This is a genomic window from Streptomyces siamensis (assembly GCF_039543605.1).
Classification (GTDB): domain Bacteria; phylum Actinomycetota; class Actinomycetes; order Streptomycetales; family Streptomycetaceae; genus Streptomyces; species Streptomyces siamensis.
Window position 1 is genome coordinate 494,790 of the sequence record NZ_BAABKB010000001.1, and the last position, 14,954, is coordinate 509,743.

Consider the following 14,954-nt stretch of genomic DNA (forward strand, 5'->3'; position numbering starts at 1 on the left):
CGGGGCGACGCCGTGCCGGAAATACGGCTCGGCGGCTGGTCCCGGCTGGTTCAGCGGCGCGACATGTAGATGTCGAGCGCCTTGTGGAGCAGCTTGTTGAGGGGGAAGTCCCACTCGCCGAGGTACTCCGCGGCCTGGCCGCCGGTGCCCACCTTGAACTGGATGAGGCCGAAGAGGTGGTCTGTCTCGTCCAGAGAGTCGGAGATGCCGCGCAGGTCGTAGACGGTCGCGCCGAGGGCGTACGCGTCGCGCAGCATCCGCCACTGCATCGCGTTCGAGGGCCGGACCTCACGGCCGATGTTGTCCGAGGCTCCGTAGGAGTACCAGACGTGCCCACCGACGACGAGCATCGTCGCGGCCGACAGGTTCACGCCGTTGTGGCGCGCGAAGTACAGCCGCATGCGGTTGGGGTCCTCGGTGTTGAGGGCCGTCCACATGCGCTGGAAGTACGAGAGCGGGCGGGGCCGGAAGTGGTCGCGCACGGCCGTGATCTCGTACAGCCGCTGCCACTCCTCCAGGTCCTGGTAGCCACCCTGGACGACCTCGACGCCGGCCTTCTCGGCCTTCTTGATGTTGCGGCGCCACAGCTGGTTGAAGTTCTTGTGGACCTCTTCCAGGGAGCGGTTCGCGAGCGGCACCTGGAAGACATAGCGGGGCTGGACGTCGCCGAAGCCGGCGCCGCCGTCCTCGCCCTGCTGCCAGCCCATGCGGCGCAGCTTGTCGGCGACCTCGAAGGCGCGCGGCTCGATGAAGTCGGCCTCGATGTCACGCAGGCGCTTGACGTCGGGGTTCTGGATGCCGCCCTTGATGGACGTGGCCTCCCAGCGCCGGATGATCACCGGCGGGCCCATCTTCACGGAGAAGGCGCCCTGCTGCTTGAGGTGCGCGAGCATCGGCTGGAGCCAGTCATCGAGGTTCGGCGCGAACCAGTTGATGACCGGGCCCTCGGGGAGATACGCGAGATAGCGCTTGATCTTGGGCAGCTGTCGGTAGAGAACCAGACCCGCTCCGACCATCTCGCCGGTCCGGTCGTCGAACCAGCCGAGGTTCTCGGAGCGCCACTCCGCCTTGACATCTGCCCAGGCCGGGACCTGCATGTGGCTTGCCGAGGGCAGGCTCTGGATGTATGCCAGATGCTGCTCTCGACTGATGGTCCTCAGGGTCAGGCTCATTCGGGGCGCTCCTCGGGCTGGTGTGTCCCCATGGGTTCAGGGGCTCCGGCTCTCGCGCCGAAGCCTACTGCGCCCTGCGAGCGCCCCGTCTGGCCGTATGGAACCTGGGCCCCGGGCAGGGTGTGGAGGGGGTCCCGGGGTCAGGGGAAAACGGGCGTTCGGGTCAGAAGAGACCGCCGAAGAGGCCTCCGTGCGCCATGCCGAGGAAGAAGCCCACGGCCGAGGCACCGAGTCCCAGGATCAGGCCGAACCGCTCACGCGTCGTCTCGGAGATGAACTGGCCGTACGCACCGGTGAGGATGCCGATCAGGCCGGCCCACGAACTGATCAGATGGAGGCTGTCGAACATCGCCGTGACGAAGGCAGTGATTCCGAGCACCAGGGTCACTGCGAGCAGGGAGTCCTGGAGTGGATGAGGCTTGCCGTCCGTGGCGAAGAGGGATCCGGTCGAGCCAGTGGTGTTGGGTCGCAATACCTGTGCCATGAGGCACCTCCTGCGGAAGGCCGCGCATCGTAGCGCCTTACACACCCGATGTGTACAGACTGACGGTCCCCCCGGTCGGATTTCAACCGGAAGCCACCGTGCAGGTAGTCTGTACCGTCTGCACCGGTGTCTGCCCAGGTTGTGTCCGGGTCGAAACCCAGGTCACAGCACTGATGGCGTCTGGCTACTCCGTTCGGTTCACCGACGGGGACACCCGATTGTCAGTGGCGACCGATACCGTTGCGTACGCATCACAACCCTCCTGCCACGGAACGACCGTGGCCGCTGAGTCCAAAGGAGGTGGGTTCCACATGCGTCACTACGAGGTGATGGTCATCCTCGACCCCGATCTTGAGGAGCGCGCTGTCTCTCCCCTGATCGAGAACTTCCTCTCCGTGGTCCGTGAGGCCAACGGAAAGGTCGAGAAGGTCGACACCTGGGGCCGTCGTCGTCTCGCGTACGAGATCAAGAAGAAGCCCGAGGGCATCTACTCGGTCATCGACCTGCAGGCCGAGCCTGCGGTCGTCAAGGAGCTCGACCGCCAGATGAACCTGAACGAGTCGGTCCTCCGGACCAAGGTCCTCCGCCCCGAGACCCACTGAGCTCTCCCGCTCAGCTGAACTCGGGATTCGAGTAGCAGCACCAAGCAGCCAGCAGCAAACCCGCCGAGAGGTTCCCCATGGCAGGCGAGACCGTCATCACGGTCGTCGGCAATCTTGTCGACGACCCCGAGCTGCGCTTCACCCCTTCCGGTGCGGCGGTCGCGAAGTTCCGTGTCGCGTCCACCCCCCGCACCTTCGACCGTCAGACCAATGAGTGGAAGGACGGCGAGAGCCTGTTCCTGACCTGCTCGGTCTGGCGTCAGGCGGCGGAGAACGTCGCCGAGTCGCTCCAGCGAGGCATGCGCGTCATCGTGCAGGGCCGGCTGAAGCAGCGGTCCTACGAGGACCGTGAGGGCGTCAAGCGCACGGTCTACGAGCTGGACGTCGAGGAAGTCGGCGCCAGCCTGCGGAACGCCACGGCCAAGGTCACCAAGACCACGGGCCGAGGCGGCCAGGGTGGCTACGGCGGCGGCGGTGGCGGCGGCCAGCAGGGCGGCGGCTGGGGCGGTGGCTCCGGCGGCGGTCAGCAGCAGGGCGGCGCTCCCGCCGACGACCCCTGGGCGACCGGCGCTCCTGCCGGTGGCAACCAGGGCGGCGGCGGTGGTGGTGGCTGGGGCGGCTCCGGCGGCTCCGGCGGCGGCTACTCGGACGAGCCCCCCTTCTAGGGACGGGTTCGTACCCAAACTTCTTGATCACACAGGAGAAACACCATGGCGAAGCCGCCTGTGCGCAAGCCTAAGAAGAAGGTCTGCGCTTTCTGCAAGGACAAGGTCACGTACGTGGACTACAAGGACACGAACATGCTGCGGAAGTTCATTTCCGACCGCGGCAAGATCCGTGCCCGCCGCGTGACCGGCAACTGCACGCAGCACCAGCGTGACGTCGCCACGGCCGTGAAGAACAGCCGTGAGATGGCGCTGCTGCCCTACACGTCCACCGCGCGATAAGGGAAGGGTGACCGACACATGAAGATCATCCTCACCCACGAGGTCTCCGGCCTCGGTGCCGCGGGCGACGTCGTCGACGTCAAGGACGGTTACGCTCGCAACTACCTGATCCCGCGGAACTTCGCGATCCGCTGGACCAAGGGTGGCGAGAAGGACGTCGAGCAGATCCGTCGTGCTCGCAAGATCCACGAGATCGCGACCATCGAGCAGGCCAACGAGATCAAGGCCCGCCTCGAGGGCGTGAAGGTCCGTCTGGCCGTTCGCTCCGGCGACGCCGGCCGTCTCTTCGGTTCCGTCACCCCGGCCGACGTCGCTTCGGCGATCAAGGCTTCCGGTGGCCCCGAGGTCGACAAGCGCCGCATCGAGCTGGGCGCGCCGATCAAGACCCTGGGCGCCCACGAGACGTCCGTGCGTCTGCACCCCGAGGTTGCCGCCAAGGTCAGCATCGAGGTTGTCGCTGCCTGAGTGCAGCGCTCGGCATAGCTGAGAGAAGGGCCGCACCCGAGGGTGCGGCCCTTCTGCGTGCCGTAAGACGCGGCGGTGTCGGTGCCGCGGCGTTTCCGTGCGAGGGAGTCATGTCTTCCTGCGGCGATCGTCGTTTCACGTGAAACCCCCGTTTCACGTGAAACGGGCAGAGCCAGGCGTCAGCGCGTCGCTCCCGTGACGATCCAGCGACCCGATCGGGAGCGCAGCCCCAGAGTCAGGAGCCGGATCGCCATCATCAGCGTCATCGTTGCCCAGAGAGCGGTGAGACCGCCGTCCAGCACAGGGACGAGCAGTGCGACGGGAGCGAAGACCGCCAGGGTGAGCACCATGGCCCACGCCAGATAGGGGCCGTCCCCCGCGCCCATCAGGACTCCGTCCAGGACGAAGACGATTCCGCAGATCGGCTGCGAGAGGGCCACCATGACCAGTGCGGGCAGCGCCGCATCACGCACGACCGAGTCGCCGCTGAACATCGGCAGGAAGAGCGGGCGCGCCACGATGACCAGCAGGCCGAGCACGACGCCGGTGGCGAGACCCCACTGCACCATGCGGCGGCATGCCTCGCGGGCACCCTGAGCGTCGCCCGCGCCGAGGTAGCGGCCGATGATGGCCTGCCCCGCGATGGCGATGGCGTCGAGGGCGAAGGCGAGCAGGCTCCACAGCGACAGGATGATCTGGTGGGCGGCCATGTCGGCGTCCCCGAGCCGGGCGGCGACCGCAGTGGCGATCACGAGAATTGCCCTCAGGGACAGGGTGCGGACGAGCAGGGGCGCGCCGGCCTGGGCGCAGGCCCGTATTCCGGTGGCGTCGGGCCGCAGGGAGGCATTGTGCTTGCGGGCTCCGCGGACGACGACGACCAGATAGACCGCCGCCATCCCGCACTGGGCGATGACGGTTCCCCAGGCGGAACCGGCGATGCCCAGGCCTGCGCCGTAGACGAGGCCGGCATTGAGGGCGGCGTTGGCCACGAATCCGGCGACGGCGACGTACAGAGGCGTCTTGGTGTCCTGGAGTCCGCGCAGGACACCGGTCGCGGCGAGCACGACGAGCATGGCCGGGATACCGAGCGTCGAGATCCGTAGATACGTGGTCGCGTAGGGGGCGGCCGTGGCGGAAGCGCCGAACCAGTCCATGAGGGCCGGTGCTGTCGGCAGCACGACGGCGATGACGGCCGCGCCGATCAACAGAGCGAGCCAGATGCCGTCCATGCCCTGCCGGATCGCGGCCCGGATATCGCCCGCGCCGACGCGGCGGGCGACGGCGGCCGTGGTGGCGTAGGCGAGGAAGACGAAGACGCCGACGGCTGTCATGAGGAGGGTCGAGGCGACGCCGAGGCCGGCCAGCTGGGCAGTGCCGAGGTGGCCGACGATGGCGCTGTCGGCGATCACGAAGAGAGGCTCGGCGACGAGTGCGCCGAAGGCCGGAACGGCCAGCGCGACGATCTCTCGGTCGTGCCGGCGTAGGACGGCCCTGGGTGCCGCGGGAGCCTGTGTCATGAGCACCAATCTAATCTTCCACAGGTAAGAGATGCAAGGTGATAAAGACCCTTACCAACCGTCGGGTCGGACGCGTCGCGTCACATCATTTGCAGCGATCTTGGTCCGACTGGGGAAGTTTTTCTTCTGCACACCCGGTGGATGGGAGAGTCGCAGGTCAGGGGCGTTTTTCTGAAGTGGCTGAGGGCTTGTTCACAGGGCTGTCCACCGTGTCGTGCACAGGTTTTGCCGAGTTCTCCACAGCATCGGGCCCGTCGTCCACATGGCCTGTGGATAACCAGATTGGCTGACGGTGCCCGCGGGCCTAACGTGGTGCGGCGCCCGCTCTCTCCTCCGTCCTCGGAAAGCTCGCAAAACCGACGCGTCAGAACCGGAGTTGGGCCGCTCAGTTGTCAGTGCTGTGCCGTAGAAATGAGGGGCACGGCTAGGTCCGCTCGGCGGACGGGAGGAGGTCGCTCGGTGAGTATTTCCGAGCCCTTGGACGATCCCTGGGCCGACAGCGGGCCCAGTGATCGTCTGCCTTCTTCCCGTCAGCGCCGAGACGTGCGTGGCCGTGACGAGCAGCACGACCGTGACCGGGACACCGGTTCGTGGGAGAGCGGCGGTTCGGCCTTCGAGCGTGTGCCCCCACAGGACCTGGACGCCGAGCAGTCCGTCCTCGGCGGCATGCTGCTGTCCAAGGACGCCATCGCGGATGTCGTGGAGGTCCTCAAGGGACACGACTTCTACCGGCCCGCCCACGAGACCATCTACCAGGCGATCCTCGACCTGTACGCGAAGGGGGAGCCGGCCGACCCGATCACCGTCGCGGCCGAGCTCACCAAGCGGGGCGAGATCACCAAGGTCGGCGGAGCACCGTACCTGCACACCCTGGTGCAGACGGTCCCGACCGCGGCGAACGCCGAGTACTACGCCGAGATCGTGCACGAGCGAGCGGTCCTGCGCCGCCTGGTCGAGGCGGGCACCCGCATCACGCAGATGGGATACGCGGCCGACGGCGACGTCGACGAGATCGTCAACAGCGCCCAGGCGGAGATCTACGCCGTCACCGAGCAGCGCACCACCGAGGACTATCTGCCGCTCGGCGACATCATGGAGGGCGCGCTCGACGAGATCGAGGCGATCGGCTCGCGATCGGGGGAGATGACCGGTGTACCCACCGGATTCACCGACCTCGACTCGCTCACCAACGGCCTGCATCCGGGCCAGATGATCATCATCGCGGCCCGTCCCGCCATGGGTAAGTCCACGCTCGCCCTGGACTTCGCCCGCGCCTGCTCGATCAAGCACAACATGCCCAGCGTGATCTTCTCGCTCGAAATGGGCCGCAACGAGATCGCGATGCGTCTGCTGTCCGCCGAGGCACGTGTGGCCCTGCACCACATGCGGTCCGGCACGATGACCGACGAGGACTGGACCCGTCTCGCCCGCCGGATGCCGGACGTCTCCGCCGCCCCGCTCTACATCGACGACTCTCCGAACCTGTCGATGATGGAGATCCGCGCCAAGTGCCGCCGCCTCAAGCAGCGCAACGACCTGAAGCTGGTCGTCATCGACTACCTCCAGCTGATGCAGTCGGGCGGCAAGCGGTCCGAGAGCCGGCAGCAGGAAGTCTCCGACATGTCGCGAAACCTGAAGCTGCTGGCCAAGGAGCTGGAGCTGCCGGTCATCGCGCTCTCGCAGCTCAACCGTGGCCCCGAGCAGCGAACCGACAAGAAGCCCATGGTCTCCGACCTGCGTGAGTCCGGCTCGATCGAGCAGGACGCCGACATGGTGATCCTGCTGCACCGTGAGGACGCGTACGAGAAGGAGTCTCCGCGCGCGGGCGAGGCCGACATCATCGTCGGCAAGCACCGTAACGGCCCGACGGCCACGATCACGGTCGCCTTCCAGGGCCACTACTCGCGCTTCGTGGACATGGCACAGACCTGACCGGGAGCCGGCGATGGCGTGGAGCCGCGGAAATGCGCTCGACGTCCGGTCACCTGCCGGGTGGACTGGGGGCATGACGACACCCCAGGAACTTCTGCTGCCCGCCACTCGCCGAGCGTTGTTGCACCGTATCGCCGTAGCGCAGAGCGAGGGGCGGGCGCCGTCGCTGGTCGCGGCGGTCGTCCGGGGCGGGGAGACCGTGTGGCACGGGGCCAGGACCTCGGTGGACGGACACGGTCCGGACGAGAACGTGCAGTACCGGATCGGCTCCATCACCAAGACCTTCACCGCCGTCCTGGTCCTGCGTCTGCGCGACGAGGGTGTGCTGGATCTTGGTGATCCGCTGGAGAAGCACCTGCCGGGCACGGGAGCGGGGGAGGTCACCGTCTCCGAACTGCTCGCGCACACTGGTGGGCTGGCCGCCGAGTCGCCCGCGCCCTGGTGGGAGCGCACACCGGGATCGCTGCGCCCCGAGCTCGCGGATGTCCTGGGTGAGCAGCCCTTCCGGCATTCCGTCGGACGGCGGCACCACTACTCGAACCCCGGCTTCACGCTGCTGGGCGCGCTGGTCGAGGAGCTGCGGGGCGCCCCGTGGGAAGAGGTGCTGCGGCGGGAAGTGCTCGAACCGCTGGGCCTGCACCGCACGAGCGGTCGGCCCGAGATGCCGCACGCGGGCGGCTGGGCGGTGCATCCCTGGGCGGATGTGATGATGCCCGAGCCCGCGGAGGACCTCGGCAGGATGGCCCCGGCGGGTCAACTGTGGTCCACCACCGGTGACCTGGCGCGCTTCGCCGTCTTTCTCGCCCGGGGTGACGACCGGGTGCTGAGCGCGGACTCCGTGCGGGAGATGCGGACGCCCGCCGCTCCGCCCGAGACTGCGGACCTGGCCGCGGGGTCCGGCTACGGCCTCGGCATACAGATCGCGCACCGGGACGGCCGGACCCTGGTGGGGCACTCCGGCTCGCTGCCCGGGTTCCTGGCCGGCCTCGCGATCGGTGTGGACGACGACGTCGCGGCGGTCGTGCTCACGAACTGCACCTCGGGCCCGGCCGCGTTCACCGTGGCCGCCGATCTCGTGCGGATCGTGGCGGAGGCCGAGCCGAGGATTCCCGATGCTTGGCGGCCGGTGGCCGAGGCCGACAGCGCCCTCCTGGAGCTGGTGGGGCAGTGGTACTGGGGGACTCAGGGGTTCGGGCTGCGATGGCGGGCCGACGGCCGGCTCTCGCTGGAGCCGCTTACGGGTGTCGGCCGCGGCGCGCGCTTCCGGCCGAATGCCGACGGAAGCTGGACGGGACTCGACGGCTACTACGCGGGGGAGGTCCTGCGGGCCGTACGGCGCCCTGACGGCTCGGTGAGCCATCTGGACCTCGGTTCGTTCGTGTTCACCCGTCAGCCGTACGGCGACGGGTCTTCCGTGCCGGGTGGAGTGGATCCGGAGGGCTGGCGGGGGATCCAGTAGCCGACGCCATGAGAGGCGGCCCGTTTCACGTGAAACGGGCCGCCTCTGTCCTCTGCGCGTCTCAGAGGGGGAGTTTGAAGCCGACGTGCGAAGCGGTGAAGCCGAGACGCTCGTAGAAGCGATGGGCGTCGGTGCGTGTGACGTCGGAGGTCAGCTGGACCAACTGGCAGTCCTGGCGGCGGGATTCCCCGATCGCCCATTCGATGAGCTGGGTTCCCAGGCCGCTGCCGCGCTCGTCGGCGTGGATGCGCACGCCTTCGATCACGGAGCGCGTCGCCCCCTTGCGTGACAGCCCAGGGATCACCGTGAGCTGAAGCGTTCCGACCACGCGGCGCTCGCGAACGGCGACCATCAGATGCTGATTCGGGTCACCGCTCAGGCGTTCCAGGGCGGCGAGATACGGGCTCAGGTCGTCGAGTGACTCACGTTGCGCGCCGAGCGGGTCGTCCGCGAGCATCGCGACGATCTCAGGCACGTCGTCGGCGACCGCGGCACGTATTTCAAGATCTCCCATGAGCGCACCCTACGCAGGTGCCAGGGGCTGCGCCGGCACGCTCGCCGACTCCACGACCCGGACCAGCGGCGCCAGTTCGGGGTTCTTCGCGGCCTCGTCGAGCGCTTCCCGCAAAGCGGCGTCATTGGTGGGCCGGGCCTCGTCGAGGAGCTGGAGTCCCGCCTCGCTGACGTTCGTGTAGATGCCGCGGCGGTCGGTCGGGCACAGGTAGCGCGAGAGCAGCCCGCGGTCCTCGAGGCGGGTGACGAGCCGTGTGGTGGCGCTCTGGCTCAGCACGACCGCGTCCGCGACCTGCTTCATCTGGAGATGACCGCCTTCACCGTCGTGCTGCCGGCTCAGGACGTCGAGCAGCGAGTACTCCCGCACGCTCAGGTCGTGCTCGGCCTGCAGAGCTCGCTCGATGTGGGCCTCGATCCTCCCGTGCAGCAGGGAGAGAGCGCACCAGCCCTGAGAGAGGGCGGTGAGCGCGGGGTCCGTGGCTGTCATGGCGTTTTCCTCCGTCCCGGAGCGGCTGAAGCCCAGGATAGACCACAATCGAAATATCCCGCGGTTGCACATAGCCCGCGTCTGCAACTATTGTGAACGCACGCAAAGCGCTCCTGCAATCTTTTGGGAAGGTGTACCCCACCATGCCTCTCGCGCTCCTGGCCCTCGCGATCGGGGCCTTCGGAATCGGGACGACCGAGTTCGTGATCATGGGCGTACTGCCCGAGGTCGCGGGTGACTTCGGTGTCTCCATCCCCACAGCCGGTCTGCTGGTGACCGGATACGCCCTCGGCGTGGTGATCGGAGCCCCGATCATGACCGCGCTCGGCACACGGGTGTCCCGTAAGCGGATGCTGATGCTGCTCATGGGGCTGTTCGTGATCGGCAACCTGCTCTCCGCCGTCGCGCCCGCTTTCGGACTGATGCTGGTGGGACGAGTGATCGCCTCCCTCGCTCACGGCGCCTTCTTCGGCATCGGCTCCGTGGTGGCCGCCGAGCTGGTCGCGCCGGAGAAGAAGGCCGGCGCGATCGCCATGATGTTCAGCGGTCTCACCGTCGCCAATGTCGTCGGTGTCCCGCTGGGCACACTGATCGGGCAGTCGGCGGGCTGGCGCGTCACCTTCGCGGGCGTAGCGGCGCTCGGTGTGATCGGGCTGCTGGGCATCGCCAAGCTGGTTCCCGAGCTGCCCAAGCCGGAGGGCGTGCACCTGCGGCACGAGCTGGCCGCCTTCAAGAACGTCCAGGTCCTGCTGGCGATGGCGATGACCGTGCTCGGCTTCGGCGGCGTCTTCGCGGCCATCACGTACATCGCGCCGATGATGACGCATGTCGCGGGCTTCGCCGACGGCTCCGTCACCTGGCTGCTGGTCCTGTTCGGCCTCGGCATGGTCGGCGGGAACCTGATCGGCGGCAGGTTCGCCGACCGCTCGCTGATGCCGATGCTCTACGTCTCCCTGGGCGGTCTCGCGATCGTGCTCGCCCTGTTCACCGTCACCGCGCACAACAAGATCCTCGCGGCCGTCACGATCGCTCTGATCGGAGCACTGGGCTTCGCCACCGTGCCGCCGCTGCAGAAGCGCGTCCTCGACCAGGCATACGGCGCCCCCACGCTCGCCTCGGCCGTGAACATCGGCGCCTTCAACCTCGGCAACGCCCTCTCGGCGTGGCTCGGCGGCCTCGTCATCGCGGCCGGCCTCGGCTACACCGCTCCCAACTGGGTCGGCGCCGTCCTTGCCGCGAGCGCCCTCGTCCTCGCCGTCGTCTCGGCCGCGTTGGAGCGCCGCACGGAGACGCCCGGCGCCGGCGCCGTCGTCGCCGGCGCCGCGCCCGCCGAGCAGCGGGCCGCCGTCCACCACTGAGCCGAGCCGATCAGGGAGCGAGGCCAGGGCCGTCCCCGCTCCCGCCGGCTCAGCACCACCCCGCAACACCCCCGAGAAGGAGAAGACCCCTCATGAGCACCACCACTGCCGTCGCCCCGCTGACCATCGAGGACGCCGAGGTTCTCGTCACCGCGGCCCGCCACGCAGCCGAGGCGGCTGGTGTCCGAGTCAGCGTCACCGTCCTCGACGCGGGCGGTCACCTGCTCGCCTTCCGACGTGACGACCAGGCCGTGCTGATCTCCGGTGAGACCAGCACCCGCAAGGCCTACACGGCGCTCCAGTTGAACTCCGCCACCGCCGACCTCGTCGACGCGGTTCAGCCCGGAGGCCTCTTCCACACTCTGCCGACCGCACTCGATCGTCCCCTGCTGTTCATCGCGGGTGGTGTCCCGGTCCACCGGGACGGACGGCTGATCGGCGCGATCGGGGTCGGTGGCGGCATGCCGGACCAGGACCACGGTTTCGCCTCCGCAGCGGTCGAGACGCTCGTCTGACACGACCCGACCGGCGAAGCCCCGGCCGAGGTCCGCTCCGAGCGAGGCACGCCACGCTCCGGCCCAAGCCCTGTCCGACGCGGGCCGTTCGGCTCCGGCAGGCATCGGCAAGGAAGTGCCGGCCCCACCGTCTGGTGGGGCCGGCACTTCCATCTGCGCATGCTGAGGAGCGCTCGGCCGGCCGGTCCACGGTCATGGCCCGGCATCCGCTCCTGACGCCAGGCACCCCACCCGGTCCTGCTACCCGGCGGCCACCGTCAGGGGCGCGAACCGTCGCGTCCAGTCCCCGGGCAGCTCCGGGATTCCGTAGGTCATGACCGCGTTGAAGGCGACGGACGCCAGGCCGTGCTCTTTCACCCACGACAGCAGCTCTTCGTGCCGCACGTCGATATCGGTACGCAGCGGACGGTCGGTGTGGGCGGCGAGCGAGGCGATGAGGGCCTTCGCCGTCTCCGTGTCGCGAGCGATCAGCGGGCCGACCACGTGGTTGTCCATGTTGGGCCAGGCCGCGCCGTATCCGATGATCCGGCCGCCCTCCTCGGCGACGCGCAACTGATCGGAGAAGGCCGGCAGTCGCGTGATCATGGGCGTGCGATCGGTGCCGAAGACCTCCTCGTCGAGCCGGAGAATCGTGGAGAGATCCTCGGCGGTGGCCGCACGCGTGAAGGCGTCGGGCGCCAGTCCGTCTGGAGTGAAGACTCCACGGACCATCTCGGCGCGGCCGGTGACCTTGAAGCCCAACTCCTCGTAGAGCGGCCGGCCGTACGGGGTGGCGTGCAGGGTCAGTGGCGTGGTGCCCATCTCGGTGACGACATGGTGCATGAGTCGACGTCCGACACCCTTGCGGGCATGACGCTCGGCGACGAGCACCATGCCGATCGCGCCCAGTTCAGGTCGCTCCCGCGGGCCGTACTCGGTCACGACGCACGCGGTGACGAGGCCGCCGTCCGGGTCGTCGATTCCGTAGCCGGTTCCCGCCGCGAGCAGGAGACCCCACTTGTGTTCCTCGCGCGGCCACCCCCGGTTCTCGGACAGGTCGGCACAGGCGGTGAGATCGCGAGGCGTCAGGCGGCGGACGGGCAGATCGGCGAGGAAAGGTGTCGACACGCAGGTCAGGCTGTCCGACCTGCAGCCCTGACGTCCACCGGTTTGCGGCCGGATGTACGTGCTTTTGGCCACGACATACACAGCCGCGCGGCACGCGGATAGATGTTTCACGTGAAACAACGCGGACAGGGGCATTCCAGTGCCGCTGTTTGCCGAATCGGCGGAACCGGCGGAAATTGCCGACATCGCATCCAAGGTGGAGATCACGAAGTGGCCATGTGAAGGGTTCGGGGAGGTCCGGGGTGATCTGTCGGACGCTTGCGAATGCCTGTGAATTGGGCTGCCCTGCACGGCAATTGAGCGACATCGATGGATCGCCCCCGGGCTGTTCACGGGGAGAGCAGAGAGGGCTTGTGCCTGGGGCGCCTGCCGGTATGGTCGACTCCGGTTCACCCCCGCCGAGACGTAAGTGCGTCCTCAGGGGCTGAACGCAGGCCAATGCAGCCTAACGGGACGGAGAGATCGAAGACCCGCATTTTCCGTTGTGCGACCGGGCGTTGACGCGGCGTGGCATGCTGCGGTGAGGCCAGTGCGGCCAATGTCACATTCCCTCCTTACTTGTCCGTACGTGACGGGAACGCGGGTTCAATGTGGCCGCATTGGCCGACGGGGACTGAATCGGAAAAGAGGGCAAGCCGTCTGCGGGGGAAAGTAGGCATCTTCCGACCGCGGAGGTGCGCAGACCGATCGAAAGATGTTCGAGGCGAGGCACACCATGGACGCTCCGACCACGGCGTCGGCCGACAAGGGCACTTCCGGCGGCAACGGCGGGGGCGGTTGGTTCACACCGCGCCAGGAACCGGCGCCTGCCGACGGTGATCAGGGGGCATCCGACGGCCGTCGGCTCGCAGCGATGCGCCCCGTCGGCCGGCCCACCACTCCGCAGGACGAGCCCGCCCAGGAAGCGGACCGACGGACGCCGCCCACGACGCCGGCCGCGCAGGAACGAATATCCCCGTCGGTGCAGGCTCCCCGTGGCGCTGCAGCCCACGCGTCACAGGCACCCGGTGGCGCGGCACCGCAGACTTCCTACCAAGGGGCGCCGTACGCGCCCGGGCGTCCCGAGCCGGAGCCCGCCGGCGGAGCCGCACAACCCGTGTCAGGGGCCCCGCAGCCCGCGTACGGCTCTCCCCGGCCCGCATACGGCACCCCGCAGCCGGAATCCGTCCCTGCCCCGCGAGGGCCCGAACGGACGCCCTCCCCGATACCGCCCGACGCCGTGCTGATCCGCCGGACCATGGCGGAGGTCGGCCCGGTGGCCGACAAGGTCACCTCCTACTTCTACGCGCTGCTGTTCGTGCGCCACCCGGAGCTGCGCCAGCTGTTCCCCGCCGCGATGGACACGCAGCGAGACCGGCTTCTCAGGGCCCTGCTGACCGCCGCCGAGCACATCGACAACACCGAAGTCCTCGTGGCGTATCTGCAGAACCTCGGCCGTGGACACCGCAAGTACGGCACCAGACCGGAGCACTACCCGGCCGTCGGCGAGTGCCTGATCGGCTCGCTCAGCAGGTATGCCTCTGGGAGCTGGGACGCCGAGACGGAGGCGGCTTGGGTGCGTGCGTACACGACGATCTCCCAGGTCATGATCGACGCGGCGGCAGCGGACGAACTGCTCGCGCCGGCCTGGTGGTACGCCGAGGTGGTCTCGCACGATCTGCGGACCCCGGACGTCGCGGTCGTCACCGTCCGCCCCGACCAGCCCTATCCGTTCCTCGCCGGCCAGTACACGAGCTTGGAGACGCCGTGGTGGCCGCGGATCTGGCGCCACTACTCCTTCGCCTCGGCTCCCCGCTCCGACGGTCTGCTGTCGTTCCATGTGAAGGCGGTTCCGGCGGGGTGGGTGTCCAACGCCTTGGTGCACCGCGCCCGGCCCGGCGACATCATCCGGCTCGGCCCGCCCGCCGGTTCGATGACCGTCGACCACACCACCGACAGCGGTCTGCTCTGTCTGGGCGGCGGCACGGGCATCGCGCCGATCAAGGCCCTGGTCGAGGATGTCGCCGAGCACGGTGAGCGGCGCCCGGTCGAGGTGTTCTACGGCGCACGCACCGACCACGACCTGTACGACATCGACACGATGCTGCGGCTTCAGCAGAGCCACCCCTGGCTTGCCGTACGGCCGGTCGTCGACCAGCAGGCCCACCTTCAGCTGCCGGACGTCGTCCGTGAATACGGGCCGTGGAACGAGTACGACGCGTATCTCTCGGGCCCTCCCGGGATGATCCGCAGCGGTGTGGACGCGCTGAGGGACATCGGCATCCCGTCGGACCGCATCCGTCACGACTCGGTGGAGGAACTCGTGACGGCCGGAGACTGATCACGTCTCGGCCGGGACGGTGTGGATCCGTCTCCCGGTCAGGACGGTTCGACGGTCCTCCGGACCGCGACGGTCG

Annotated in this window: 15 protein-coding genes; 9 read left to right on the forward strand and 6 right to left on the reverse strand. The window is 68.5% G+C overall.

Annotated elements, in window-relative coordinates:
- Positions 1-50: 50 nt before the first annotated feature.
- Together femX and ABEB03_RS02165 are read right to left on the reverse strand one after the other, a co-directional pair.
- A complete protein-coding gene (femX, locus tag ABEB03_RS02160; protein ID WP_095935424.1) occupies positions 51-1,172 on the reverse strand; it encodes a peptidoglycan bridge formation glycyltransferase FemX in 1,122 nt (373 codons plus the stop codon).
- Positions 1,173-1,335: 163 nt separating this feature from the next.
- Positions 1,336-1,656 (reverse strand): hypothetical protein, encoded by a 321-nt coding sequence (locus ABEB03_RS02165; protein ID WP_028804086.1) that lies wholly within the window; start codon positions 1,654-1,656, stop codon positions 1,336-1,338.
- Between the two features lie 311 nt (positions 1,657-1,967).
- On the opposite strand from ABEB03_RS02165, the gene rpsF reads away from it, so the two are divergent.
- From rpsF to rplI, 4 genes are all read left to right on the forward strand, one after another.
- Positions 1,968-2,258, forward strand: coding sequence for a 30S ribosomal protein S6 (gene rpsF, locus ABEB03_RS02170; protein WP_028804085.1), 291 nt, complete (start codon positions 1,968-1,970; stop codon positions 2,256-2,258).
- A 77-nt stretch (positions 2,259-2,335) separates the two neighbouring features.
- Complete coding sequence (locus ABEB03_RS02175; RefSeq protein ID WP_345640233.1) at positions 2,336-2,923, forward strand: single-stranded DNA-binding protein; 588 nt, start codon at positions 2,336-2,338, stop codon at positions 2,921-2,923.
- Between the two features lie 45 nt (positions 2,924-2,968).
- Positions 2,969-3,205 carry a 30S ribosomal protein S18 gene (rpsR, locus tag ABEB03_RS02180; RefSeq protein ID WP_003949403.1) on the forward strand — a complete coding sequence of 79 codons (237 nt, stop codon included), beginning with the start codon at positions 2,969-2,971 and terminating at the stop codon, positions 3,203-3,205.
- Positions 3,206-3,223: 18 nt separating this feature from the next.
- The gene (rplI, locus tag ABEB03_RS02185; protein WP_345640235.1) at positions 3,224-3,670 is read left to right on the forward strand and encodes a 50S ribosomal protein L9; all 447 of its coding nucleotides are present in this window, start codon (positions 3,224-3,226) and stop codon (positions 3,668-3,670) included.
- 179 nt (positions 3,671-3,849) lie between these two features.
- Here the strand turns inward: rplI and ABEB03_RS02190 are convergent, their stop codons facing one another.
- Positions 3,850-5,187: an MATE family efflux transporter gene (locus tag ABEB03_RS02190; protein WP_345640237.1), complete on the reverse strand. Its 1,338-nt coding sequence runs from the start codon at positions 5,185-5,187 to the stop codon at positions 3,850-3,852.
- Positions 5,188-5,646: 459 nt separating this feature from the next.
- Between ABEB03_RS02190 and dnaB the strand changes: the two genes are divergently transcribed.
- Together dnaB and ABEB03_RS02200 are read left to right on the forward strand one after the other, a co-directional pair.
- Entirely contained in the window at positions 5,647-7,119 is a 1,473-nt protein-coding gene (gene dnaB / locus ABEB03_RS02195; protein WP_028804081.1) for a replicative DNA helicase, read from the forward strand.
- Between the two features lie 73 nt (positions 7,120-7,192).
- Positions 7,193-8,578 (forward strand): serine hydrolase domain-containing protein, encoded by a 1,386-nt coding sequence (locus tag ABEB03_RS02200; RefSeq protein WP_345640240.1) that lies wholly within the window; start codon positions 7,193-7,195, stop codon positions 8,576-8,578.
- Positions 8,579-8,639: 61 nt separating this feature from the next.
- Here ABEB03_RS02200 and ABEB03_RS02205 read toward each other — a convergent pair whose 3' ends face one another.
- The gene (locus tag ABEB03_RS02205; protein ID WP_345640242.1) at positions 8,640-9,092 is read right to left on the reverse strand and encodes a GNAT family N-acetyltransferase; all 453 of its coding nucleotides are present in this window, start codon (positions 9,090-9,092) and stop codon (positions 8,640-8,642) included.
- A 9-nt stretch (positions 9,093-9,101) separates the two neighbouring features.
- Positions 9,102-9,578, reverse strand: a complete 477-nt coding sequence (locus tag ABEB03_RS02210) for a MarR family winged helix-turn-helix transcriptional regulator (RefSeq protein WP_345640244.1) — start codon at positions 9,576-9,578, stop codon at positions 9,102-9,104.
- 143 nt (positions 9,579-9,721) lie between these two features.
- Between ABEB03_RS02210 and ABEB03_RS02215 the strand changes: the two genes are divergently transcribed.
- Together ABEB03_RS02215 and ABEB03_RS02220 are read left to right on the forward strand one after the other, a co-directional pair.
- A complete protein-coding gene (locus tag ABEB03_RS02215) occupies positions 9,722-10,936 on the forward strand; it encodes an MFS transporter (protein WP_345640246.1) in 1,215 nt (404 codons plus the stop codon).
- Between the two features lie 92 nt (positions 10,937-11,028).
- Positions 11,029-11,451 carry a GlcG/HbpS family heme-binding protein gene (locus ABEB03_RS02220; protein ID WP_345640248.1) on the forward strand — a complete coding sequence of 141 codons (423 nt, stop codon included), beginning with the start codon at positions 11,029-11,031 and terminating at the stop codon, positions 11,449-11,451.
- Positions 11,452-11,691: 240 nt separating this feature from the next.
- Here the strand turns inward: ABEB03_RS02220 and ABEB03_RS02225 are convergent, their stop codons facing one another.
- Positions 11,692-12,558 carry a GNAT family N-acetyltransferase gene (locus ABEB03_RS02225; RefSeq protein ID WP_345640615.1) on the reverse strand — a complete coding sequence of 289 codons (867 nt, stop codon included), beginning with the start codon at positions 12,556-12,558 and terminating at the stop codon, positions 11,692-11,694.
- A 715-nt stretch (positions 12,559-13,273) separates the two neighbouring features.
- Here ABEB03_RS02225 and ABEB03_RS02230 point away from each other — a divergent pair.
- Positions 13,274-14,878, forward strand: coding sequence for a globin domain-containing protein (locus ABEB03_RS02230; protein ID WP_425589161.1), 1,605 nt, complete (start codon positions 13,274-13,276; stop codon positions 14,876-14,878).
- Positions 14,879-14,954: the final 76 nt, after the last annotated feature.